We start from the raw sequence: 24,349 nt of genomic DNA, 5'->3' as shown, positions 1-24,349 counted from the left end.
AAGGGTTATCCTGTCGGGCTAACGGAGGTTTTTTATGCAGATTTTCAAGGTTGGCGGTGCGGTTCGTGATCGCCTGCTGGGCAAACCGGTTACTGACATCGATTGGGTCGTGGTCGGAGCCAGCACGGAAGAAATGCTCGCCAAGGGCTATCGCCCGGTCGGCGCAGATTTCCCGGTGTTTCTTCACCCGAAAAGCGGCGAGGAATACGCCCTCGCCCGCACCGAGCGCAAAAGCGGCCGTGGTTATGGCGGCTTTACGTTTCACGCCAGTCCCGAAGTCACGCTTGAAGAAGATCTGATCCGTCGCGACCTGACCATCAACGCCATGGCCGAGGACGACCACCAAAACATCACCGATCCGTACCATGGCCAGCGCGATCTTGAAGATCGAATCCTGCGCCATGTTTCTCCGGCGTTCGCCGAAGATCCGCTCCGAGTGCTGCGCGTTGCCCGCTTCGCCGCCCGCTATGCCGAGCTTGGTTTCAGCGTTGCACCGGAGACGCTCGAACTGATGCGTCAACTCAGTGAATCCGGTGAACTTGAGGCGTTGACCGCTGAGCGCAGCTGGAAAGAAATCTCCCGCGCGCTGATGGAAGATCAGCCACAGGTATTCATCCAAGTGCTCCGCGACTGTGGCGCGCTCAAGGTGTTGATGCCGGAAGTCGACGCACTGTTTGGCGTGCCGCAACCGGAAGCACATCACCCGGAAATCGACACTGGCGTCCACACACTCAGCGTGCTTGAGCAATCGGCGTTACATAAACAACCATTGACGGTGCGTTGGGCCTGCCTGCTGCATGACCTTGGCAAAGGCCTGACGCCGAAGGAAGAGTGGCCACGGCATATCGCCCACGAGCACACCGGATTGGAGCTGATAAAAGCCGTAAACGAACGCTTCAAGGCGCCGAAGGATTGCCAGGAATTGGCCTTGTTCGTTGGCAAGTACCACACCCACGGGCACCGGGCGCTGGAGTTGAAGGCTTCAACGCTACTGGAGTTGTTGCAGAGTTTTGACGTGTATCGCCGGCCGCAACGGTTTGAAGAGTTTATCGTAGCGTGCGAGATGGATGCGCGGGGCCGCAAAGGGCTGGAGCAAAGAAGCTATCCACAGGCGGATTATTTGCGCGGTGCGGCAAAGGCAGCGCGTGAAGTCGCGGTGCAGCCATTGCTGGAGAAGGGATTCAAGGGGCCGGAGCTGGGTGAGGCGCTGAAGCGTGAACGGCTCAAGGCCTTGAAGGCTTACAAAGACAACGCTTGAAGCAAGATCAAAAGATCGCAGCCTTCGGCAGCTCCTACAGAGAGATTTGGATTTCCATGTAGGAGCTGCCGCAGGCTGCGATCTTTTGCTTTTAAAGATCCTCAGGCGTGAGCTGCTTGCCGCGCCACTCAAACCGGACCGGCGCCAGCACCTGATCAATCTGCGCCTCGGCCCACAACGTCGCGAAGCTTTTTCCCACACCCGGGTGTACGCGATCCGGCGCAATAAGCGACAACGGCCACAGCACAAAGGCGTTTTTCAGAATTTCAGCACGTGGCAAGATCAAACCATCAAAGTTGCCTGCCAGATCGCCGTACAACAGCACATCGATATCCAGCGGCAAACCCTTGCGATCCGGCGCGTAACGACCGTTATCCGCCTCGATGAATTTCAAGCGCCGATCCAGTTCCATCAACGGCAGGTCGGTATAGGCCGACACCACAAAGTTGAAGAACGGCCCGCTCTTGATCCCCACTGGCTGACTCTCGAACACCGCCGAACAGCGGATATCCACCAAAAACGTCGCCAACGCGTCGAGACCTGCACGCAAATGGGTTTCGCGCTCGATATTACTACCGAGCCCGAGGTAGACCTGAGTCAGCGACATCCGCGCTCGATCTCCACACCCACGCCGCCCTTGGCCGCCGGAACCGCGCCAGGCTTGGTCAGTTTCAGGCGTACCCAAGTGATGTTGAACTCATTCATCAGCACTTCGACCAGACGCTCGGCGAACGTCTCGACCAGTTGAAACTGTGCTTGCTCGGCAAAGGCCTGAATCCGTGCGGAAACGCTGGCATAGTCGAGCGCCAGGGTCAGGTCGTCACCGGCGGCGGCCGGGCGATTATCCCAGGCGAAGCTCAGATCAAGACGCAGGCACTGTCGGATGCCGCGCTCCCAGTCGTAGGCACCAATCACGGTGTCGACTTCCAGGCCCTCGATAAACACTCTGTCCAAGCACTTTTCTCCGTTGCACGACAAGGGCGCAATGCGCCGTTAGAATCAGGGCGTCCTCGCCCGGAATAGTTAGCATGTTTTGGTTACTGGCGACTTTCGCCTACCTGCTCGGCTCGCTGTCCTTCGCCATTTTGCTCAGCCGCCTGACCGGAAATCCGGATCCGCGAATGAGTGGCTCGGGTAATGCCGGCGCCACCAACATGCTGCGCCTGGTCGGTCGCAAACTGGCGATCCTGACCCTGCTGGGTGATCTGTGCAAAGGCTTGGTGCCGGTGCTGATCGCAGCGGCGGCAGGCCTTTCGCTGCAGGATCAGGCCTGGATCGGCGTGTGCGCCGTGATCGGTCACCTGTTCCCACTGTATTTTCGCTTCCGTGGCGGCAAAGGTGTCGCCACCGCTGCCGGCATGTTGCTGGGCCTGTATCCGCCCGCCGCGCTGCTGGCCGTGTGTGCCTGGCTGCTGACGTTCTACCTGACCCGCACCAGCTCGCTGGCGGCACTGATCGCCACGCCGCTGACCCTGCCACTGCTGGCTTGGCAGGAACCGGAGGCGCTGTTGCCGATGAGCGCGCTGACATTGCTGATCGTCTGGCGCCACCGCGGCAATCTACGCGACCTGTTTGCCGGGCGCGAACGGCATTTTTAAATACCGCTCATGAGCACCGCTCATCACAACGCCGACAATTGCTCCATCGGCCAGCGCGCCTGCACGCTGATCGCCAGACTTTCCTGCTGACCGGCCTGCAAGCGCTGGCAACCGGCAAACGCGATCATCGCGCCGTTGTCGGTGCAGAACTCCGGACGTGCATAAAACACATCGCCCTTCATGTCGCCGAGCATTTTCTCCAGCGAAACGCGCAAAGCCTTGTTGGCGCTGACGCCGCCAGCGATCACCAGACGCTTCATGCCCGCCTGTTTCAGGGCACGCTTGCACTTGATGGTCAAAGTCTCCACCACGGCCTGCTGGAACGCCAGCGCGATGTCGCAACGGGCTTGCTCGTTGTCGTCCCCGGCGCTGACGCACTGCTGCCAGGCGTTGAGCGCAGAGGTTTTCAGACCACTGAAGCTGAATTGCAGACCCGGGCGATCACACATCGGACGTGGAAAGGTGAAACGTCCTGCAACGCCCTTCTCCGCCAATTTGGCGATTTCCGGCCCGCCCGGATAATTCAGACCCATCATCTTCGCGGTTTTGTCGAACGCTTCGCCGGCGGCATCGTCGAGCGTCTCGCCGAGCAAGGTGTATTGACCGATACCATCGACCTGAACCAGCTGCGTATGACCGCCCGAGACCAACAAAGCGACGAACGGAAACTCCGGCGGTTTTGGCTCCAGCATCGGCGCGAGCAAATGCCCTTCCATGTGGTGCACGCCAAGTGCCGGAATGCCCCAGGCAAACGCCAGCGCCTGAGCACAGGAAGCACCGACCAGCAGCGCGCCAACCAGGCCAGGGCCCGCGGTATAGGCGATTGCGTCGATCTCGGTGGGCACACAGTCCGCTTCGGCCAACACCTGACGAATCAGGGGCAACATGCGCTTGACGTGGTCACGCGAGGCGAGCTCCGGCACCACACCGCCATAGGCGCGGTGCAGGTCGATCTGGCTGAACAGGGCGTCGGCCAGCAGGCCGCGTTCACTGTCATATAATGCGACGCCGGTTTCGTCGCAGGAGGTTTCTAATCCCAGTACTAGCATGGGTTTGCGCCTTGTTTAGGCTGACTTCGAAGGCGCGCATAATAGTCGCCGCGGGATGCCCCGACCAGCGGTTTTCGATCAGAGGCTTTGCATTCCGAGCGATGAGGGGTTAACATCCGCAACCCTTAAAAACCGACGTCTTCAAGTGCTCTTTTGCCGCGAGGATGTTGACCCCGGTAATGAATGAAGGTAGCTCTGGATGCCAGCCGTCAAAGTTAAAGAGAACGAACCCTTCGACGTAGCTCTGCGTCGTTTCAAGCGCTCCTGCGAAAAAGCCGGTGTACTGGCTGAAGTTCGTAGCCGCGAATTTTACGAGAAGCCAACTTCTGAGCGTAAGCGCAAAGCAGCAGCCGCTGTTAAGCGTCACGCCAAGAAAGTTCAGCGCGAACAGCGCCGCGCCGTTCGTCTGTACTAATACACAGACGTTCGTTGCAAGCTTCTTTGCCTAAGCCCGGCTCTCAGCCGGGCTAATGGCATTTGCGTAAAACGCTTGATGCTTCAACGTCGAAGTCGCACACGCGACCAAGACGAATCTGCTTCACACGTCAGACCTGGCTCTTTTGCCAGCGGTGCACGTCTTTTCTGACGAGCCTTTCAAGGCTACTGACGAGCACACCCACTGATTCCTCTCACGACGATCAGCCCAAGGCACCTGCATGCGTGCCCGCTTTATTGAGCTATCCGAGGCCCTTAACCGGCCGTCAGCGGATTCAGCGCAACACTTTCAAATAGTCGAAGACTGATAGGTACTAACGTCAGTGGATTTTCGGCAGATACACTTCCCGACAGCGATTACGCAGACGACACCGGTCGAGCCGCACCTTTTGCGTGCTTCAAACAACGACCCGCGTCCGGCAGCCTTACGCATCGGACTTATTGCAGCGCAGACGACGAGAATGCCATGGCCGGGCTAATTCCCCAGAGCTTCATTGACGACCTGCTGAACCGCACCGACATCGTCGATGTGGTCAGTTCGCGCGTGCAATTGAAGAAGGCCGGCAAGAACTACACCGCCTGTTGCCCGTTTCATAAAGAGAAAACCCCGTCGTTCAGCGTCAGCCCCGACAAGCAGTTCTATTATTGCTTCGGCTGCGGCGCCGGCGGTAATGCGCTCGGCTTTCTCATGGATCACGACAACCTGGATTTTCCCCAGGCCATCGAAGATCTGGCGAAAGCCGCCGGCATGGAAATCCCCCGCGAAGAAAGCGGCCGCGAGCGCAAGCCACGGCAACCGACTGATTCGCCGCTCTATCCTTTACTCACTGCCGCTGCCGATTTTTACAAGCAGGCCCTCAAGAGCCACCCCGCGCGCAAAGCTGCCGTGGATTACCTCAAGGGTCGCGGCCTGACCGGCGAGATCGCCCGGGATTTCGGCCTCGGCTTCGCGCCGCCAGGCTGGGATAACCTGTTCAAACATTTGAGCAGCGACACCCTTCAGCAAAAAGCCATGATCGACGCCGGGCTGCTGATCGAGAACGCCGAAACCGGCAAACGCTATGACCGCTTCCGCGATCGCGTGATGTTCCCGATCCGCGACACCCGTGGCCGCATCATCGCCTTCGGTGGCCGCGTACTCGGCGACGACAAACCGAAGTACCTGAACTCCCCGGAAACCCCGGTTTTCCATAAAGGTCAGGAACTCTACGGCCTTTATGAAGCACGCAAGAACAACCGCAACCTCGACGAAATCATCGTCGTCGAAGGTTATATGGACGTCATCGCGCTCGCCCAACAAGGCTTGAAGAATGCCGTCGCAACGCTGGGCACCGCGACCAGCGAAGAACATTTGAAGCGCCTGTTTCGCGTCGTGCCCAACGTATTGTTTTGCTTCGACGGCGACCAGGCTGGCCGTAACGCCGCGTGGCGCGCACTCGAAGCAACGCTGTCGAGCCTGCAGGACGGCCGTCGCGCACGCTTTCTGTTTCTGCCCGAAGGCGAAGACCCGGATACGCTGGTTCGCGCTGAAGGCACCGATGCCTTCAAGGCGCGGATCAATCAGCACGCTCAGCCGCTGGCCGACTACTTCTTCCAGCAACTGACCGAAGAGTCTGACCCGCGCTCGCTCGAAGGCAAGGCCCATATGGCCACCCTCGCCGCACCGTTGATCGACAAAGTGCCAGGCGCCAACCTGCGCATCCTGATGCGTCAGCGCCTGACCGAAATCACTGGCCTGAGCAGCGAAACCGTCAGTCAGCTGGCGCAAAATGCGCCGCAGGAAGCGCCGCCCGCTTACGACCCGGGCATCAATTACGACGCAATGCCGGACTACAGCGACTACCATCAGCCGCAGGCACAGGACATGTATGTGCCGCAGCAGGAGTGGACGCCGAAGAAACCCGGCGCTGGCGGCAAGAAGTGGGACAAGAAGCCCTGGGACAAGAACGGCAAGCGTGGCGGCGATCGCGACCAACAACGCCCGCGCACGCCGATTGGCGTCGAATCGCCAACCCTGACCGCCCTGCGAACATTGCTGCATCACCCGCAATTGGCTGAGCGCGTCGAAGACGCCGGGCACATTGCGGACGAAAATCAGACCAACGCCCAGTTGCTTGTGGCGCTGCTCGAAGCCGTACAGAAGAATCCCAAGCTAAACTCATTTCAGTTGATCGCGCGATGGCACGGTACTGAACAGGGTCGCCTGCTCAAGGCGCTGGCAGAAAAGGAGTGGCTGATTGATGGAGATAACCTTGAACAACAGTTTTTCGACACCATTACTAGCTTGTCAGCCCGCCAACGCGAGCGAAATCTTGAACAGTTACTCAGGAAAGCCCGTCAAAGCGAACTGAGTATTGAAGAGAAAAATCAACTGCGCGACCTTCTAAGTCGCAATGTTTCCGCATCAAACCCGACCTCAACTGGCGCGTGAGGTCATAGCTCAGGTATAATCCTCGGCTTGTTTTTTGCCCGCCAAGACCTTCAGTGGATAGGGTGTTATGTCCGGAAAAGCGCAACAGCAGTCTCGTATTATTGAGTTGATCAAACTGGGTCGTGAGCAGAAGTATCTGACTTACGCCGAGGTCAACGACCACCTGCCCGAGGATATTTCAGATCCAGAGCAGGTGGAAGACATCATCCGCATGATTAACGACATGGGGATCCCCGTACACGAGAGTGCTCCGGATGCGGACGCCCTTATGTTGGCCGACGCCGATACCGACGAGGCCGCTGCGGAAGAAGCAGCCGCCGCGTTGGCAGCGGTGGAGACCGATATCGGTCGCACCACTGACCCGGTGCGCATGTACATGCGTGAAATGGGTACGGTCGAGCTTCTGACTCGTGAAGGCGAAATTGAAATCGCCAAACGAATCGAAGAAGGCATCCGTGAAGTGATGAGCGCAATCGCGCACTTCCCTGGCACGGTTGACCATATTCTCTCCGAGTACACTCGTGTGACCACCGAAGGTGGCCGCCTGTCCGACGTCCTGAGCGGTTATATCGACCCGGACGACGGCATTGCGCCGCCTGCCGAGGTACCGCCGCCTGTCGAAGCGAAAGTCGCGAAAGCCGACGACGAAACCGACGACGATGAAGCCGAATCTTCCGATGACGAAGAAGAAGCCGAAAGCGGTCCGGATCCGGTTATCGCCGCCCAGCGTTTTGGCGCGGTCGCCGACCAGATGGAAATCACCCGCAAGGCGCTGAAAAAGCACGGTCGCAGCAACAAGGCAACGATTGCCGAATTGCTGGCTCTGGCCGAGCTGTTCATGCCGATCAAACTGGTACCGAAGCAATTCGAAGGTTTGGTTGAACGTGTTCGCGGTGCCCTGGACCGTCTGCGTCAGCAAGAGCGCGCGATCATGCAGCTGTGCGTACGTGATGCACGTATGCCACGCGCCGATTTCCTGCGTCAGTTCCCTGGCAACGAAGTCGACGAAAGCTGGTCCGACGCCCTGGCCAAAGGCAAGAGCAAGTACGCCGAAGCCATCGGCCGTGTGCAGCCGGACATCATCCGTTGCCAGCAGAAACTGATCGCGCTGGAAACCGAGACCGGTCTGACCATCGCTGAAATCAAGGACATCAACCGTCGCATGTCGATCGGTGAGGCCAAGGCCCGCCGCGCGAAGAAAGAGATGGTTGAAGCCAACTTGCGTCTGGTGATCTCGATCGCCAAGAAGTACACCAACCGCGGCCTGCAATTCCTCGATCTGATCCAGGAAGGCAACATCGGCTTGATGAAAGCGGTAGACAAGTTCGAATACCGTCGTGGTTACAAGTTCTCGACTTATGCCACCTGGTGGATCCGTCAGGCGATCACTCGCTCGATCGCCGACCAGGCCCGCACCATCCGTATTCCGGTGCACATGATCGAGACGATCAACAAGCTCAACCGTATTTCCCGGCAGATGTTGCAGGAAATGGGTCGCGAACCGACCCCGGAAGAGCTGGGCGAACGCATGGAAATGCCTGAGGATAAAATCCGCAAGGTATTGAAGATCGCTAAAGAGCCGATCTCCATGGAAACGCCGATCGGTGATGACGAAGACTCCCATCTGGGTGACTTCATCGAAGACTCGACCATGCAGTCGCCAATCGATGTCGCCACTGTTGAGAGCCTGAAAGAAGCGACTCGCGAAGTGCTGTCCGGCCTCACTGCCCGTGAAGCCAAAGTACTGCGCATGCGTTTCGGTATCGACATGAACACCGACCACACACTCGAAGAAGTGGGCAAACAGTTTGACGTAACGCGTGAGCGGATCCGTCAGATCGAAGCCAAGGCGCTGCGCAAGCTGCGCCACCCGACGCGAAGCGAGCATCTGCGCTCCTTCCTCGACGAGTGATACCAGAACCCCCGGCCCAGGCCGGGGGTTTTGTTTATATGGCAGATTAAATCCCGCGCATCCCCCCTCCCCCGCATACCCCGTCTACACTCGAAACAATCATCCCCGAGCCATAACGAGAGCGTTATGCCCAGATTGGCGTCCGTGCTTTTTTTGCTGTCACTGATGATCTGGACCGCAACGGCTGACGCGCTGACTCTGACCGATGAAGAACGTAGCTGGCTGGCGGCTCACCCGGACTTGCACCTGGGTGTCGATGCGTCGTGGCCGCCCTTTGAGTTTCGCGATGATCAGGCGCGTTATCAGGGCCTGGCGGCCGACTATATCGACGTGATTCGCCAGCGTCTGGCGATCAAACTGACGCCAATCGAACCGGTGAGCTGGACGGAGGTGCTGGAACAGGTCAAACAGGGCAAGATCGACCTGCTGCCGGGCATCATGTCCACCCCCGAGCGCCAGTCCTATCTGTCGTTCACCCGCCCCTATCTGGACTTCCCGATTGTCATCCTCGCCCACGTCGGCGGTGCCCAGCCGCGCAAACTTGAAGACTTGTACGGCCTGAAAATCGCCGTGGTGGAAAACTACGCGCCGCACGAACTGCTGCGCACCCACCACCCTGACCTGAATCTGGTGGCCATGCCCAACGTCAGTTCCGCGCTGCAGGCGCTGGCTACAGATGAAGTCGACGCGGTGGTCGGCGATCTGGCCTCCAGCGTATGGAGCCTGCGCCAACTGAAACTGGATGGCCTCTATGTCAGCGGCGAAACCCCCTATCGCTACCAGCTGGCGATGGGCGTACCGCGCGACAGCAAGATACTGGTGGGGATTATCGACAAAGTCCTGGCTGATATGAGCCCAGCCGAGATCAGCAGCATTCAAGAACACTGGGTTGGCAACGTCCTCGATCATCGGACGTTCTGGTCAGATCTGCTGATTTACGGCCTGCCCGGCCTGCTGCTATTGGTCGGCGTTTTGGCCGTGGTGATCCGCATCAACCGGCGTCTGAGTTCGGAAATTGCCCGGCGCATCGACCTCGAACAAGAACTGCGCAGCAGCGAGTATCACTATCGCGGTCTGGTGGAGAGCCTGTCGGCGATCGCCTGGGAAGCGCGGATGAGCGACTTCACCTACAGCTATGTCTCACCGCACGCCGAAGACTTGCTTGGATATCCGCTGTCACATTGGCTGATTCCGGGGTTCTGGCGCAACATCATCCACCCGGCAGACCTGACCCGCGCCCAGAGCTTTTGCGACCACGAAGTGCTGGCCGGGCGCGATCACAGTCTCGATTACCGGGTGATCACTGCCGACGGTCGCTGCCTGTGGGTGCGCGACATCGTCAGCCTGATCGAGCACGGCCACGAACCGGTGATGCGCGGTCTGATGATCGACATCAGCGAAACCAAGCGCACCGAAGAAGCACTGCGCCTGTCGGAGCAAAAATTCGCCTCGGTGTTTCAGCAATGCCCGGACATTCTGGTGATTGCACGGTTGTCCGACGGCTGCCTGCTGGAGGTCAACGAAGCCTTTGAAGAACAGATTGGATTGAAGGCCGAAGAAGTCATCGGCCAGACCGCCACCGACCTGAATATCTGGGGCATTCCCGGGGTCGGCCCAGGCCTTTTGCAGCGCTTGCAGGCGGGCAGCATTCGTAATCTGGAAATGCCCTTTCGCCGCAACAACGGCCAGGTATTCACCGGTCTGATTTCTGCAGAGCCATTCGACCTCGACACCACGCCTGCGCTGGTGGTCGTGGTGCGCGACATTACCCAGCTCAAGGAAACCCAACAGCAACTGCAAACCTCCGAAGAGAAATTCGCCAAGGCCTTCCACGCCTCGCCGGACGGTTTGTTGCTGTCGCGCCAGAGCGATGGTCTGCTGCTGGAGGTCAACGAAGGCTTCAGCCGCATCACCGGTTTCAACAGCGCTATGTCAGTGGATCGCTCGGCACTGGATCTGGGCATCTGGGTCAATCTCAACGAACGTAAACAGATGCTCGACCTGTTGCATCGCGACGGTTTCGTCCGCGACTTCACCTGCCATATCCGCCGCAGCGACGGGCAAATCCGCCTCTGCGAGGTCTCCAGCCGACCGCTGCCGATTGGCGACGAAGACTGCATGCTGACCATCGCCCGCGATATCACTGAACGCCATCTGATGCAGGAAAAACTGCAACAAGCCGCGACCGTATTCGAGAGCACCGCCGAAGGCGTATTGATCACCGACACCCAGCAGCACATCAGCGCGGTCAATCGAGCCTTCACCGAAATCACCGGTTACAGCGAAAGCGAAGCGCTTGGCCATACGCCGCGCCTGCTCGCTTCCGGCCTGCACGACAGCGCGTTTTACGCGGCGATGTGGCATCAGTTGACCGACGAGGGTCACTGGCAAGGCGAGATTTCCAACCGGCGCAAGAACGGCGAGCTCTACCCGAGCTGGCTGACCATCAGTGCCGTGCGCAACCGCGATAAATTCATCACTCACTTTGTCGCAGTGTTTGCCGACATTTCCAGCCTCAAGCACGCGCAGGCCAAGCTCGATTACCAGGCTCACCATGACCCACTGACCGGCCTGCCAAACCGCACGCTGTTTGAAAGTCGCTTGCTCATGGCGCTTAACAGTCAGCAGGAAAACGGCGGCCAGGGCGCCGTGCTGTTTCTCGACCTCGACCGCTTCAAACACATCAACGACAGCCTCGGTCACCCGGTTGGCGACCTGCTGCTCAAGGGTATTGCCGTGCGCCTGAAAGAGCAGTTGCGCGACATCGACACCGTTGCGCGCCTAGGCGGCGATGAATTCATCATTCTGCTGCCCGGCCTGCAACAGCCCAGCGACGCCGACAACATCGCCACCAAACTGCTCAACTGCTTCGGTGCGCCGTTCCAGGCCGGTGAACACGAGTTTTTCATCAGCGCCAGCATCGGCACCAGTCTTTATCCGCGCGATGGTTGCGACGTCGCCACGCTGGTGAAAAACGCTGACGCGGCGATGTACCGTTCCAAGGCCAAGGGCCGCAACCGCGTCGAGAGCTACACCCGCGACCTCACCGCCCAGGCCAGCGAACGCGTGGCGCTGGAGCACGAACTGCGCCGGGCCATCGAGCGTGATGAGCTGTTTCTCTACTACCAGCCGAAAATCAGCCTGGAAGATCACAGCCTGGTCGGTGCCGAGGCGCTGATTCGCTGGCGCCACCCGACGTTTGGCGATGTACCGCCGGAGCACTTCATTCCGTTGGCCGAAGAGAACGGCATGATTCTGCAAATCGGCGATTGGGTGCTGGAGACCGCGTGCCGGCAGATGTACGAATGGAATCAGGTCTACGACAGTCCCGGCCCTCTCTCGGTGAATCTTGCCGGTGCGCAATTGCGCCAGCCCAACCTGCTCGGGCGCATCGAGCAACTGCTCAACGACAACGGCCTGATGCCGGATTTACTGCAACTGGAAATTACCGAGAACTTCATCATGAGTCAGGCCGAAGAGGCACTGGCCGTGCTGCACCAACTCAAACACCTCGGCGTGCAACTGGCGATCGACGACTTCGGCACCGGCTATTCCTCACTCAGCTACCTCAAACGCCTGCCACTGGACATCCTCAAGATCGACCAGTCTTTCGTCCGTGGACTGCCCGACGACCCCCACGACGCGGCGATTGTCCGCGCCATCATCGCACTGGGCCGAAGCATGCAATTCACCGTCATCGCCGAGGGTGTGGAAACCCAGGCGCAACAGCAATTCCTCGCCGCCGAGGGCTGTGAACAGATCCAGGGCTACATCGTCAGCCTGCCGCTGCCCCCGGAAGAATTCGCCGCTACGTTTCTTCGTGTAACCGTATCGGATTATTCGGATAGCACAGCCGAGAAACCGTCGCTATAATCCGCGGCCTACTGAGGGCCTATAGCTCAGTTGGTTAGAGCAGAGGACTCATAATCCTTTGGTCCACGGTTCAAGTCCGTGTGGGCCCACCAAATTGAAAGCCGCGCTAAATGCGCGGCTTTTTCTTGGGCGGTCGATCGGTAAACGTCAAAAAACATCAGTTATCCGAAACCGCGCAACTCACACCATTTTTCTCCTTCAGCCTTTTAACTTTTGGAAGCACTGGAAAGCAGAAAGCCCCGACGCTTTCGCATCAGGGCTTTCTGTGAATCTCTATCGGCTTGTTCTTTCACGGCTACCCGCATATCCCGCTCACTGGCTGGGAGTGACTTGCGCCACCGAAATCAACACCCCTTGCTACCAAGGTTCCGGTCAGTGCTGAGGTGGCGATGATAGTGCCCGCCCCTTACGCAGGCAAATAAAAAGGGCAGCATTAAGGCTGCCCCATGGGTATTCAAATCCTGATATCTGCATCCTCAGGAAATTGGATAAGAGGTCTCACCTTACACCGACGTAGCAGCATCGCTGAGGTACCTACGTCTGCTGAAGCCCTGCAAGGCAGCAGATTTCGCGCTCTTGCCCACATCTTTGACAAGGATCAGCGTCGTGTCAACTTGGTAGTCTTGTAACATGCGTAACTCACCACCCCCATGGAGCCGCCCCTTGCCAGACACCCGCCCGCCCGCACTCGATGAAATCGACCGTCAGCTAATCGCCGCCCTGCAAATCAACGCCCGCGAAAGTGTGGCCATGCTTGCCCGGCAATTAGGCATTGCGCGCACCACCGTGACTTCACGCTTGGCGCGGCTGGAAAAGGCCAAGGTCATCACCGGTTACGGCGTACGTCTGGATCAGCGCGTGGTCGATGGCGGCTTGCAGGCTTACGTCGGTATCAAGGTGCAGCCGCGTTCGGGCAAAGAGGTGGTGCGCCGGTTGAGTGCGATGGCGCAGGTGCAGCAGTTGTGTGCGGTGAGTGGCGAGTTTGATTATGTGGCGTGGTTGCGTACGGATTCGCCGGAGCAGCTCGATCAGTTACTGGATCAGATTGGTAGCGTGAATGGGGTGGAGAAGACGACAACCTCGATTATTTTGAGTAGCAAGATTGATCGGGGGCAGCCGGTTTGAGTGTTGGCCATATCATTTCGGTTGGCTGATAAGGCCTCTTCGCGGGCAAGCCCGGCTCCCACATTTGACTGGGTTGCTCACAAAATCTGCGCCAAGCACAAATCCACTGTGGGAGCGGGCTTGCTCGCGAAAGCGATTTGTCAGCAATAACGATGTCGACTGATCCGACGCTTTCGCGAGCAAGCCCGCTCCCACATTTTGGTCGGTGTGCAGGCAACATTCGTCATATTGCTCAGCTTATTGGCAAAACGACGACACTTTGCGTCTTATTAACGTGTTCCACGCTCCCTAGAATGGCTGGCATCTTTTCCTATACTCAGACGCGCATTCCGCGTCGGGTCGCCAGCAAGGTCAGCCATGAACAAGAACAATCGCCATCCTGCAGACGGTAAGAAACCAGTCACCATTTTCGGCCCGGACTTTCCGTTCGCGTTTGACGACTGGATCGAACACCCGGCCGGTCTCGGCACTATCCCTGAACACAATCATGGCGCAGAAGTGGCGATCGTCGGTGCGGGCATCGCTGGTTTGGTGGCGGCTTACGAGTTGATGAAACTCGGCTTGAAACCGGTGGTGTATGAGGCGTCAAAGCTGGGCGGGCGTTTGCGTTCGCAAGCGTTCAACGGCACTGACGGCATCGTCGCTGAACTCGGTGGTATGCGTTTCCCGGTGTCGTCCACCGCGTTCTATCACTACGTCGACAAGCTCGGCCTTGAGACCAAACCTTTCCCGAACCCGCTGACGCCAGCCTCCGGCAGCACGGTGATCGATCTGGAAGGCAAAACCCATTACGCACAGAAACTGGCGGATCTTCCTGCGCTGTTTCAGGAAGTGGCTGACGCCTGGGCGGATGCGCTGGAGGCTGGCTCGCAGTTCGCCGACATCCAGCAAGCCATTCGCGACCGTGACGTGCCGCGCCTGAAAGAGCTGTGGAATACCTTGGTGCCGCTGTGGGACGACCGCACGTTTTATGACTTCGTCGCCACCTCGGAAGCCTTCGCCAAACTGTCGTTCCATCACCGCGAAGTGTTCGGTCAGGTTGGTTTTGGCACCGGCGGCTGGGACTCGGACTTCCCCAACTCGATGCTGGAAATCTTCCGCGTGGTGATGACCAACTGCGACGATCACCAACACCTGGTGGTCGGCGGCGTCGAGCAAGTGCCGCAAGGCATCTGGCGGCATGTGCCGGAGCGCTGCGTGCATTGGCCCGAAGGCACCAGTCTGAAGTCCCTGCACCGTGGCGCGCCGCGTTCCGGCGTGAAGAAAATCGCTCATGCGCCGGATGGCCGTTTCGCGGTCACCGACAACAATGGCGACACCCGCGAATACGCCGCCGTGCTGACCACGTGCCAGAGTTGGCTACTGACCACGCAGATCGAATGTGACGAGACCCTTTTTTCGCAGAAGATGTGGATGGCGCTCGACCGCACCCGCTACATGCAGTCATCGAAAACTTTCGTGATGGTCGACCGGCCGTTCTGGAAGGACAAGGATCCAGAGACCGGCCGCGACCTGATGAGCATGACCCTCACTGATCGCCTGACCCGCGGCACTTACCTGTTCGACAACGGCGACGACAAACCCGGCGTGATCTGCCTGTCGTATTCGTGGATGAGCGACGCATTGAAGATGCTCCCGCACCCGGTGGAAAAACGCGTTGAGCTGGCGTTGAACGCGTTGAAAAAAATCTACCCAAAAGTCGATATCGCCGCGCGAATCATTGGCGATCCGATCACCGTATCGTGGGAAGCCGACCCGTACTTCCTCGGCGCGTTCAAAGGTGCCCTGCCCGGCCACTATCGCTACAACCAGCGCATGTACGCGCACTTCATGCAGGACGAGATGCCGGCCGAGCAGCGCGGGATTTTCATCGCCGGCGACGACGTTTCCTGGACGCCGGCCTGGGTCGAAGGTGCGGTGCAAACCTCGCTCAACGCGGTGTGGGGGATCATGAAACATTTCGGCGGGTCGACACATAAAGCGAACCCGGGCCCCGGTGACGTGTTCAAAGACATCGGCCCTATCGCCCTGCCCGAGTAAGAGGAATCCCTGATGCGTGTAGCCCTTTACCAATGTCCACCGCTGCCACTGGAACCCGCCGCCAACCTGCAACGCCTGCATCAAGTGGCGATGGAGGCCAAGGGCGCCGACCTGCTGGTGCTGCCGGAGATGTTCATGACCGGCTACAACATTGGCGCCGAAGCGGTGAGTACCTTGGCCGAGGTCTACAACGGTGAATGGGCGCAGCAGATCGGGCGGATCGCCAAGGCTGCGGGTCTGGCGATTGTTTATGGCTATCCGGAACGCACCGCCGACGGGCAGATTTACAACGCCGTGCAACTGATCGATTCGCACGGCGAGCGCTTGTGCAATTACCGCAAAACGCATCTGTTCGGTGATCTGGATCGCTCGATGTTCAGCCCCGGCGACGATGATTTTCCGATCGTCGAACTCAACGGCTGGAAGCTCGGTTTCCTGATCTGCTACGACCTGGAGTTTCCCGAGAACACCCGCCGTTTGGCGCTCGCTGGCGCCGAGCTGATTGTGGTGCCGACGGCGAACATGATTCCGTTCGATTTCGTTGCTGACGTCACCGTGCGTTCGCGCGCCTTCGAAAACCAGTGCTACGTGGCCTACGCCAACTATTGCGGCAGCGAAGGCGACATCCACTACTGCGGGCAAAGCAGCCTCGCCGCACCGGATGGCAGCCGCATCGCTCAGGCCGGACTCGACGAAGCGCTGATCATCGGCGAGCTCGATCGACAGTTGATGCTCGACTCCCGCGCCGCCAACCGCTACCTCAGCGACCGCCGCCCGGAGCTTTACGGCGCGCTCAACCGGCGCTAATCCGCTAGCATTGGCACTTCACTGTTCTGGAAGTGCCCATGCCTGCGCCGACTCACCCCCGCCCCCACACTGAAACCCTGGCCAACGGCTTGCGTGTGACCCTGCGTCATGTGCCCGGCCTGAAGCGCAGCGCCGCTGCACTGCGCGTGGCTGCCGGTAGCCATGACGTGCCGCTGGAGTGGCCGGGGCTGGCGCATTTTCTCGAGCATTTGCTATTTGTCGGCACCGAGCGTTTTCCTACGGGCGAAGGGCTGATGGCCTACGTGCAAGGTCACGGTGGCCAGGTCAATGCCAGCACGCGCGAACGCACCACTGACTTTTTCTTTGAGTTGCCGACGCGCTCGTTCAGCGATGGGCTGGAGCGTCTGTCAGACATGCTCGCCAAGCCGCGTATGAATCTGGACGATCAGTTGCGGGAACGGGAAGTGTTGCAGGCGGAATTTGTCGCTTGGTCGCAGGATCCTGCAGCGCAGCAGCAGTTTTCCTTGTACGAAGGTTTACCCGCAGAGCATCCGTTGCGCGGGTTTCATGCAGGGAATCGGGACAGCCTGCACATTGAGCAGCCGGCATTTCAACAGGCGCTCAACGATTTCCATAAGCAGTTTTATCAGACGGGGCAGATGACACTGAGCTTGGTCGGGCCGCAGAGCCTCGAAGAGTTGAAAGCGCTCGCTGAGCAATTCGCGGCGGCTTTGCCGGTTGGGGATAACGTTGCGCAGGCGGCAACCGTGCCGCTGGCGGTGAAAAGTTATCAACAGGTCAGTGAGCGACGCGGCAATCTGCTGTTTGCGTTTGATGCCTTGCCTGAGTCATCCGTCGAGGCTTTGGCTTTTCTTTGTCATTGGCTGAACAGCTCAAAACCCGGCGGGCTGCTCGCGCATTTGCAGGAGCAAAAACTGGCAGATGGATTGAACGCCGCGCCGGTTTATCACTTCGACGGGCAAGCGTTGTTGCATCTGGAATTCACCGCTCCAGCGGAATCGTTAAACGCCATTCGCGAGCAGATGCTGGATTGGCTGAGTTTCTTCTCTCAGCAGGATTGGTCGCCACTGCGCAAAGAATACGCGGCCCTGCTTGAACGTCAGCAGCAAGTCAGCGGCGCGCTGCAACGGGCGCGGCTCGACAGTGAACAATTGGAAATCGGCCTGTCCGATAAAAGCGTTGAGGCCCTCTCACAGATCCTCGGCGAAATCGGCACTGTGGATAATTTCAGCAAGCACTGGCACCTGCCTGCCGCCAATCCATTCCTGCGAGCCAATGAGCCTTTGGCCAACGCCGGACTGATTCGCGGCCAGACCAGCGCCCACCGAGGCCTGCGCACGTTCGCTCAGGATCGTTCGCGCGGCCGTCGTGAACGCTCGCCAATGCAGTTCAGCCAAGCGTTGCCGGACAGCACTGATGCAGGCGCGATTTATCTACGTTGGCAGATGGAGGCCGCCGCCAGCACTGATCTGCAATCGCGGTTGCAGCGCAGTCTTCGGCAAACGCAGCAAGATGCGCGTGAGGCCGGCGTCGAGCTGATTTTCAGCGCCACAGGCAATCAGTGGCTACTGAAACTCACCGGATTGCAGGAGCCAATGCCCGGCGTCCTCGAGCACGCGCTGAAATGTCTGACACAGGTTGACGCCGATTCATCGCTTGCTGAGCCGAAACCGCCGCTGATCCCCATTCGCCAACTGCTTGAAATGCTGCCGGAACATGTTCTGCCATCAGCCAAAACCGGCGATGACGCGAATCACCTGTGGACAACTTCGCGTTGGGACGGCCTCGCTCTGGGGCTCAACCCACACACGCAATCTGCCATGGGCCTGGCGCTGAGCCGTATTCCCGGGATCCCGGACAATCAGCTGCCAACGCCGACGACGATTAAAGAGCAAAAACACTGGAGCTACATCAATACCGGCGCCAGCGAACACGCCTTGCTGCTGTATTGCCCGACCGCCAACCGTGACATCCCCGACGAAGCCGCCTGGCGAATGCTCGCGCAACTTGGTCAGACGCCCTTCTACCAACGTCTGCGAGTCGAATTGCAATTGGGCTACGCGGTGTTCAGTGCGTTGCGCCAGATGCAAGGCCAGACCGGCCTCCTCTTCGGCGTGCAATCGCCAAATGCCAAACCTGCGGCGTTGCTTGGGCATATCCAACAGTTTCTCTACGGCATGCCCGCGCTGATCGAACAGCTCGATGAGGCCAGCCTCAGCCGACACCGGCAAAACCTCGCCAATCAATTCGACGACGCCACACTGGCCAGCAAAGAGGCGGCTGAATTGCTCTGGCAGGCAAAACTCGCGGGCCACTCGTCGGATTATCTTGAACAGTTAACCGCCGCCATCCATCAACTGGATCGCCAGTCGTTACTCGCGGCTGCTCAGCGCTTGATCAACGCAGACGGCGGCTGGCTCTGCCTCGCCAGCGATCCGGCGCCCGAAAACCCGTGGCAAGCGATAAATTGATCATTACCGAGGCTGCAAGGAGCTTTCTCAAAGATTCACGGGCATTTACCCGGAAATTTTGAGTAACATAGCAGCCTAACTATTTGGAACATCTCTGCGCTGCCGTGGACTATAACTATGGACAGCGCTATCCCACCCACCCTGAGGAGACACACCATGTCCTGGACAAAACCGGCTTACACCGACCTGCGTATCGGCTTCGAAGTCACCATGTACTTCGCCAGCCGCTGAGTTCTGCTTACATAGAACTGCAGTGCAACGCCTCGGCTCGCCGGGGCGTTTTATTTTCCGCGTTGAAATGATGGAGTGTTCATGTTCGTCCAGATTCTGGGTTCGGCCGCTGGCGGCGGTTTTCCGCAGTGGAACTGCAACTGCGTCAATTGCGCAGGCTTTCGCGACGGCAGCCTGAATGCCAAGGCCCGCACCCAATCGTCCATCGCGATTTCCGATGACGGCGTGAACTGGGTGCTGTGCAATGCCTCGCCGGACATCCGCGCACAGCTGCAAAGCTTCGCCCCGATGCAACCGGGCCGTGCCCTGCGTGACACCGGCATCAGCGCGATCATCCTGATGGACAGCCAGATCGACCACACCACCGGCCTGCTCAGCTTGCGCGAAGGTTGCCCGCATCAGGTCTGGTGCACGGACATGGTTCACGAAGATCTCAGCACCGGGTTCCCGTTGTTCAAGATGCTCACGCACTGGAATGGTGGGCTGGACTGGAACCGCATCGAACTCGACCAGAGCTTCACTGTGGCGGCGTGCCCGAACCTGCGTTTCACCCCGCTGCCGTTGCGCAGCGCCGCGCCACCGTACTCGCCGCACCGCTTCGATCCGCACCCGGGCGACAACATCGGCTTGATCGTTGAAGACCTGAAGACCGGCGGCAAATTGTTCTACGCGCCGGGTCTGGGCAAGGTCGATGCGCCACTGCTGGAGATCATGGCGAGCAGCGATTGCCTGTTGGTCGACGGCACAATGTGGGACGACGATGAAATGCAGCGTCGTGGCGTTGGCACGCGTACTGGCCGAGAGATGGGCCATCTGGCGCAGAACGGGCCTGGCGGCATGCTCGAAGTGCTGGAGCAACTGCCCGAGCAGCGCAAGGTACTTATCCACATCAACAACACCAACCCGATTCTCGACGAGGATTCGCCGGAGCGTGCTGAACTGGCGCGACGTGATGTTGAAGTGGCGTATGACGGCATGAGTATTGTGCTGTAGCTGATGGCCCCATCGCTGGCAAGCCAGCGCCCACAAGGTTCTGTGGCGTACACAAAACCTGTGGGAGCTGGCTTGCCAGCGATGACGTCCTGACAGACACCACAGAATCCAACGGTTGTTCCCGGAGAACAGACATGACTGACACGCCAATGTCCCCCACCGAATTCGAAGCGGCCCTGCGCGCCAAAGGCGCCTACTACCACATCTACCACCCGTATCACGTGGCGATGTATGAAGGCCGCGCCACCCGCGAGCAGATTCAGGGCTGGGTCGCCAACCGCTTCTACTATCAGGTGAACATCCCCCTGAAAGACGCGGCGATCCTCGCCAATTGCCCCGACCGGGAAATCCGCCGCGAATGGATTCAACGTCTGCTCGATCACGACGGCGCCCCCGGTGAAGACGGCGGCATCGAAGCCTGGCTGCGACTCGGTCAAGCGGTCGGTCTCGACCCGGATCAACTGCGCTCCCAGGAATTGGTATTGCCCGGCGTACGTTTCGCCGTCGACGCCTACGTCAACTTTGCCCGCCGCGCCAGTTGGCAGGAAGCCGCCAGCAGCTCGCTGACTGAACTGTTCGCGCCGCAGATCCACCAGTCGCGCCTCGACAGCTGGCCGCAGCATTACCCGTGGATCGACCCGGCCGGTTACGAATATTTCCGCACCCGCCTCGGTCAGGCACGGCGCGATGTCGAGCACGGTCTGGCGATCACGCTGGAGCACTACAAGACGCGCGAAGGCCAGGAGCGCATGCTGGAAATTCTCCAGTTCAAACTGGACATTCTTTGGAGCATGCTCGATGCCATGAGCATGGCCTACGAACTGAACCGCCCGCCGTATCACAGCGTGACCGAACAACGCGTCTGGCATAAAGGAATCACCTTATGAGTTTCGACCGCAGCAAAGTCCCGACCTGGCGTCCCGGCTACCGCTTCCAGTACGAACCGGCGCAAAAAGGTCACGTGCTGCTTTACCCCGAAGGCATGATCAAACTCAACGACAGCGCCGCGCTGATCGGCGGTTTGATCGACGGCGAACGCGACGTTGCGGCGATCATTGCCAAACTCGATGAGCAGTTCCCCGGCGTGCCCGAGCTCGGTGATGACATCGAGCAATTCATGGAGGTTGCCCGTGCTCAGCACTGGATCGAACTTGCCTGATCTGCCGCCCAAGCCTGATATCGGCCTGCCGCTGTGGCTGCTCGCCGAGCTGACCTACCGCTGCCCGCTGCAATGCCCGTACTGCTCCAATCCGCTGGATTTCGCCGAGCAGGGCAAAGAGCTGAGCACAGAACAATGGATCAAGGTGTTCCGCGAGGCGCGGGAGATGGGCGCGGCGCAACTGGGCTTTTCCGGTGGCGAGCCGCTGGTGCGTCAGGATCTCGCCGAGCTGATTCATGAAGCGCGGCAGTTGGGTTTCTACACCAACCTGATTACCTCCGGCATCGGCCTGACCGAGCAGAAAATCAGCGACTTCAAGAAGGCCGGCCTCGATCACATCCAGATCAGTTTCCAGGCCAGCGACGAGCAAGTGAACAACCTGCTCGCCGGTTCGAAAAAGGCGTTTGCGCAGAAGCTGGAAATGGCCCGCGCGGTGAAGGCCCACGGCTATCCGATGGTGCTGAATTTCGTCACCCATCGGCACAACATCGACAAGATCGACCGCATCATCGAGCTGTGCATCGCGCTGGAAGCCGACTTCGTCGAGCTCGCCACTTGCCAGTTCTACGGTTGGGCGCAGCTCAATCGTGTCGGCCTGTTGCCGACCAAGGAACAACTGGTGCGTGCCGAGCGCATCACCAACGAATATCGGGCGAAACTGGAAGCCGAAGGGCATCCGTGCAAGCTGATTTTCGTCACCCCGGATTACTACGAAGAACGCCCGAAAGCCTGCATGAACGGTTGGGGCAGTATCTTTCTGACGGTCACGCCGGACGGCACCGCCCTGCCCTGCCACGGCGCCCGACAGCTGCCGGTACAATTTCCCAATGTGCGCGAGCACAGCATGCAGCACATCTGGTACGACTCGTTCGGCTTCAACCGCTTTCGCGGTTACGACTGGATGCCCGAGCCGTGCCGCTCGTGCGATGAGAAAGAAAAAGACTTCGGCGGCTGCCGCTGCCAGGCATTCATGCTCACCGGTGATGCGAGCAACGCTGACCCGGTGTGCAGCAAGTCCGAACATCACGGCGTGATCCTCAAGGCCCGCGAAGAAGCCGAGACCGCCACTCAAACCATTGAACAACTGGCCTTCCGCAATGAACGAAACTCACGCCTCATCGCCAAGGGCTGAGCCATTCAGCGCTTCGCAAGCCGTCGCTGCCGGCATGGATTTCGCCGAGTTGCAGCTCGGTGCCAATGGCCTGTTCTGGAATGAATATCGCCCCGAAGATGCCGCGTGCCGGATCTGGCATTGGCGCGATGGTGTGGCGAAATGTCTGACGCCGGATGGCTTCAGTGTGCGCAGTCGCGTGTACGAATATGGCGGTGGTGCGTTTTGTCTGACGCCGGATGGGGTGGTTTTCGTCGCTGAGGCGGATCAGCAGTTGTATCGGCAGACGCTGGATGGCGAGCCTGCGGCGCTGACATCGGGCGAGTGTCGTTATGGCGATGTGCATTTTGCTTTCGGCCAGGTGCTGGCGGTGGAAGAACAGCGTGATCAACATCGGCTGGTGGCGATTGATCTGGCGGATGGGACGCGACATTTGTTGGTTGAGGGCGCGGATTTTTATGCGGCGCCAACACTCAGCCCAGATGGCCAGCGTTTAGCGTGGATCGAGTGGAGTCGGCCGCATCAGCCGTGGACATCGACTCGACTGATGGTGGCTGAGCGCCTGGCGGATGGTGCATTCAGTTCGCCGCGCTGCGTGGCTGGCGCCGAGATTGAAGAGTCCATTCAACAACCGCGATTTGATGATGAAAGTCGGCTGTATTGCCTGACTGATCGCGGTGGTTTCTGGCAGCCATGGGCTGAGACTTCTGATGGTTTGAAGCCATTGCCCGCTGCTCAGGCCGATCATGCACCGGCGCCTTGGCAACTCGGCGGCTGCACCTGGTTGCCTGTTGAAGATTCAGTTTTAGCCAGTTGGAGTGAAGGTGGGTTTGGCCGTCTGACATGGGGCGATGAAGATTTCACCGGTGACTACAGCCGCTTCCGTCATCTGGCTCTGGATGCGCAATTTATCTACTGCATCGCGGCCTCGCCGATCAGCCCTTCGGCGGTTATTGCCATTGATCGAGCAACGCGTGAAGTGAAAGTGCTGGCCGGTGGCGTGGCGCCCCTGCCCGCCGAACGCATCAGCCGCCCGCAAACGTTGCGTTATCCAAGCGGATCGGGCGAAGCGCATGGGTTTTTCTATCCGGCTATGAGCGGCGAGACGAAACCGCCGCTGGTGGTGTTCATCCATGGCGGGCCGACGTCGACCTGCTACCCGATGCTCGACCCGCGCATTCAGTACTGGACGCAACGCGGCTTCGCCGTCGCTGATCTCAACTATCGCGGCAGCAGCGGTTATGGCCGGGAGTATCGTCAGGCGTTGCATCTGAGCTGGGGTGAGGTGGATGTCGAGGACGCTTGCGCGGTAGTGAGCTATCTCGCCGAACAGGGTTTGATCGACGGTAATCGCGCGTTCATTCGAGGCGGCAGCGCAGGCGGTTACACCACGTTGTGCGCATTGGCGTTCAAGCAGGTATTCCGCGCTGGCGCCAGTCTTTACGGGGTCAGCGATCCGGTAGCGCTGGCTCGGGCGACGCACAAGTTCGAAGGCGATTATCTGGACTGGCTGATCGGCGATCCCGAGCGAGACGCCGAACGCTACGCCGCCCGCACGCCATTACTGCATGCCGACGATATCCGCGTGCCGGTGATTTTCTTTCAGGGTGAACTCGACGCAGTGGTTGTCCCGCAACAGACCCGCGACATGGTCACGGCACTGGAGCAGAACGGCATCCCGGTCGAAGCCCATTACTACCCCGACGAACGCCACGGTTTCCGCCGCGCCGCCAATCAGGCGCATGCGCTGGAACAGGAGTGGAAATTCTATCGACGGGTGATGGGATTTACAGACTGAAACCCTCTCCCTGTAGGAGCTGCGGCACGCTGCGATCTTTTGATCCTGATCCTCGAATTAAAATCAAAAGATCGCA

Annotated in this window: 19 protein-coding genes and 1 tRNA gene; 17 read left to right on the top strand and 3 right to left on the bottom strand. The window is 59.2% G+C overall.

The features are described from left to right. Window positions 1-34: 34 nt before the first annotated feature. On the top strand, window positions 35-1,258 hold the full coding sequence (locus tag EJA70_RS18165; RefSeq protein WP_158832508.1) for a multifunctional CCA addition/repair protein: 1,224 nt from the start codon (window positions 35-37) through the stop codon (window positions 1,256-1,258). Window positions 1,259-1,349: 91 nt separating this feature from the next. On the opposite strand, the gene folK is transcribed toward EJA70_RS18165, so the two are convergent. Next, entirely contained in the window at window positions 1,350-1,865 is a 516-nt protein-coding gene (folK, locus tag EJA70_RS18160; RefSeq protein WP_158832506.1) for a 2-amino-4-hydroxy-6-hydroxymethyldihydropteridine diphosphokinase, read from the bottom strand. After that, on the bottom strand, window positions 1,856-2,212 hold the full coding sequence (gene folB / locus EJA70_RS18155; RefSeq protein ID WP_158832504.1) for a dihydroneopterin aldolase: 357 nt from the start codon (window positions 2,210-2,212) through the stop codon (window positions 1,856-1,858). Before folB ends, folK begins: the two co-directional genes overlap by 10 nt. A gap of 74 nt (window positions 2,213-2,286) precedes the next feature. Here folB and plsY point away from each other — a divergent pair, with 74 nt between their 5' ends. Beyond that, entirely contained in the window at window positions 2,287-2,856 is a 570-nt protein-coding gene (gene plsY / locus EJA70_RS18150) for a glycerol-3-phosphate 1-O-acyltransferase PlsY (protein ID WP_158832502.1), read from the top strand. Window positions 2,857-2,879: 23 nt separating this feature from the next. Here the strand turns inward: plsY and tsaD are convergent, their stop codons facing one another. After that, window positions 2,880-3,905: a tRNA (adenosine(37)-N6)-threonylcarbamoyltransferase complex transferase subunit TsaD gene (gene tsaD / locus EJA70_RS18145; protein WP_008085183.1), complete on the bottom strand. Its 1,026-nt coding sequence runs from the start codon at window positions 3,903-3,905 to the stop codon at window positions 2,880-2,882. Between the two features lie 199 nt (window positions 3,906-4,104). On the opposite strand from tsaD, the gene rpsU reads away from it, so the two are divergent. From rpsU to EJA70_RS18070, 15 genes are all read left to right on the top strand, one after another. Then, the gene (rpsU, locus tag EJA70_RS18140) at window positions 4,105-4,320 is read left to right on the top strand and encodes a 30S ribosomal protein S21 (RefSeq protein WP_002551877.1); all 216 of its coding nucleotides are present in this window, start codon (window positions 4,105-4,107) and stop codon (window positions 4,318-4,320) included. Between the two features lie 486 nt (window positions 4,321-4,806). After that, window positions 4,807-6,771 carry a DNA primase gene (dnaG, locus tag EJA70_RS18135; protein WP_053124418.1) on the top strand — a complete coding sequence of 655 codons (1,965 nt, stop codon included), beginning with the start codon at window positions 4,807-4,809 and terminating at the stop codon, window positions 6,769-6,771. Between the two features lie 67 nt (window positions 6,772-6,838). Beyond that, window positions 6,839-8,683: an RNA polymerase sigma factor RpoD gene (gene rpoD / locus EJA70_RS18130; protein WP_008085181.1), complete on the top strand. Its 1,845-nt coding sequence runs from the start codon at window positions 6,839-6,841 to the stop codon at window positions 8,681-8,683. Window positions 8,684-8,809: 126 nt separating this feature from the next. Further along, window positions 8,810-12,556 carry a bifunctional diguanylate cyclase/phosphodiesterase gene (locus EJA70_RS18125; RefSeq protein WP_158832500.1) on the top strand — a complete coding sequence of 1,249 codons (3,747 nt, stop codon included), beginning with the start codon at window positions 8,810-8,812 and terminating at the stop codon, window positions 12,554-12,556. Window positions 12,557-12,571: 15 nt separating this feature from the next. Continuing rightward, window positions 12,572-12,648: transfer RNA gene (locus EJA70_RS18120), tRNA-Ile, on the top strand. Between the two features lie 571 nt (window positions 12,649-13,219). After that, window positions 13,220-13,681, top strand: coding sequence for an Lrp/AsnC family transcriptional regulator (locus tag EJA70_RS18115; RefSeq protein ID WP_158832498.1), 462 nt, complete (start codon window positions 13,220-13,222; stop codon window positions 13,679-13,681). A 357-nt stretch (window positions 13,682-14,038) separates the two neighbouring features. Further along, the gene (locus EJA70_RS18110) at window positions 14,039-15,721 is read left to right on the top strand and encodes an NAD(P)/FAD-dependent oxidoreductase (RefSeq protein WP_008085177.1); all 1,683 of its coding nucleotides are present in this window, start codon (window positions 14,039-14,041) and stop codon (window positions 15,719-15,721) included. A gap of 12 nt (window positions 15,722-15,733) precedes the next feature. After that, window positions 15,734-16,528, top strand: a complete 795-nt coding sequence (locus tag EJA70_RS18105) for a carbon-nitrogen hydrolase family protein (RefSeq protein ID WP_053124427.1) — start codon at window positions 15,734-15,736, stop codon at window positions 16,526-16,528. A gap of 38 nt (window positions 16,529-16,566) precedes the next feature. Continuing rightward, on the top strand, window positions 16,567-18,981 hold the full coding sequence (pqqF, locus tag EJA70_RS18100; RefSeq protein ID WP_158832496.1) for a pyrroloquinoline quinone biosynthesis protein PqqF: 2,415 nt from the start codon (window positions 16,567-16,569) through the stop codon (window positions 18,979-18,981). 156 nt (window positions 18,982-19,137) lie between these two features. Continuing rightward, window positions 19,138-19,212, top strand: coding sequence for a pyrroloquinoline quinone precursor peptide PqqA (pqqA, locus tag EJA70_RS18095; RefSeq protein WP_003422658.1), 75 nt, complete (start codon window positions 19,138-19,140; stop codon window positions 19,210-19,212). Window positions 19,213-19,293: 81 nt separating this feature from the next. Continuing rightward, window positions 19,294-20,205, top strand: coding sequence for a pyrroloquinoline quinone biosynthesis protein PqqB (gene pqqB, locus EJA70_RS18090; protein WP_158832494.1), 912 nt, complete (start codon window positions 19,294-19,296; stop codon window positions 20,203-20,205). Window positions 20,206-20,339: 134 nt separating this feature from the next. Beyond that, the gene (gene pqqC, locus EJA70_RS18085) at window positions 20,340-21,092 is read left to right on the top strand and encodes a pyrroloquinoline-quinone synthase PqqC (protein ID WP_008085171.1); all 753 of its coding nucleotides are present in this window, start codon (window positions 20,340-20,342) and stop codon (window positions 21,090-21,092) included. Further along, window positions 21,089-21,364, top strand: a complete 276-nt coding sequence (gene pqqD / locus EJA70_RS18080) for a pyrroloquinoline quinone biosynthesis peptide chaperone PqqD (RefSeq protein ID WP_007910068.1) — start codon at window positions 21,089-21,091, stop codon at window positions 21,362-21,364. The genes pqqC and pqqD overlap by 4 nt, the downstream gene beginning before the upstream one ends. Beyond that, complete coding sequence (gene pqqE / locus EJA70_RS18075) at window positions 21,357-22,496, top strand: pyrroloquinoline quinone biosynthesis protein PqqE (protein ID WP_256677701.1); 1,140 nt, start codon at window positions 21,357-21,359, stop codon at window positions 22,494-22,496. The genes pqqD and pqqE overlap by 8 nt, the downstream gene beginning before the upstream one ends. After that, window positions 22,462-24,273, top strand: a complete 1,812-nt coding sequence (locus EJA70_RS18070; protein WP_158832490.1) for a S9 family peptidase — start codon at window positions 22,462-22,464, stop codon at window positions 24,271-24,273. The genes pqqE and EJA70_RS18070 overlap by 35 nt, the downstream gene beginning before the upstream one ends. Window positions 24,274-24,349: the final 76 nt, after the last annotated feature.

Source organism: Pseudomonas sp. PB103 (genome assembly GCF_009764635.1).
Classification (GTDB): domain Bacteria; phylum Pseudomonadota; class Gammaproteobacteria; order Pseudomonadales; family Pseudomonadaceae; genus Aquipseudomonas.
This window is presented reverse-complemented; position numbering and strand designations above follow the sequence as displayed.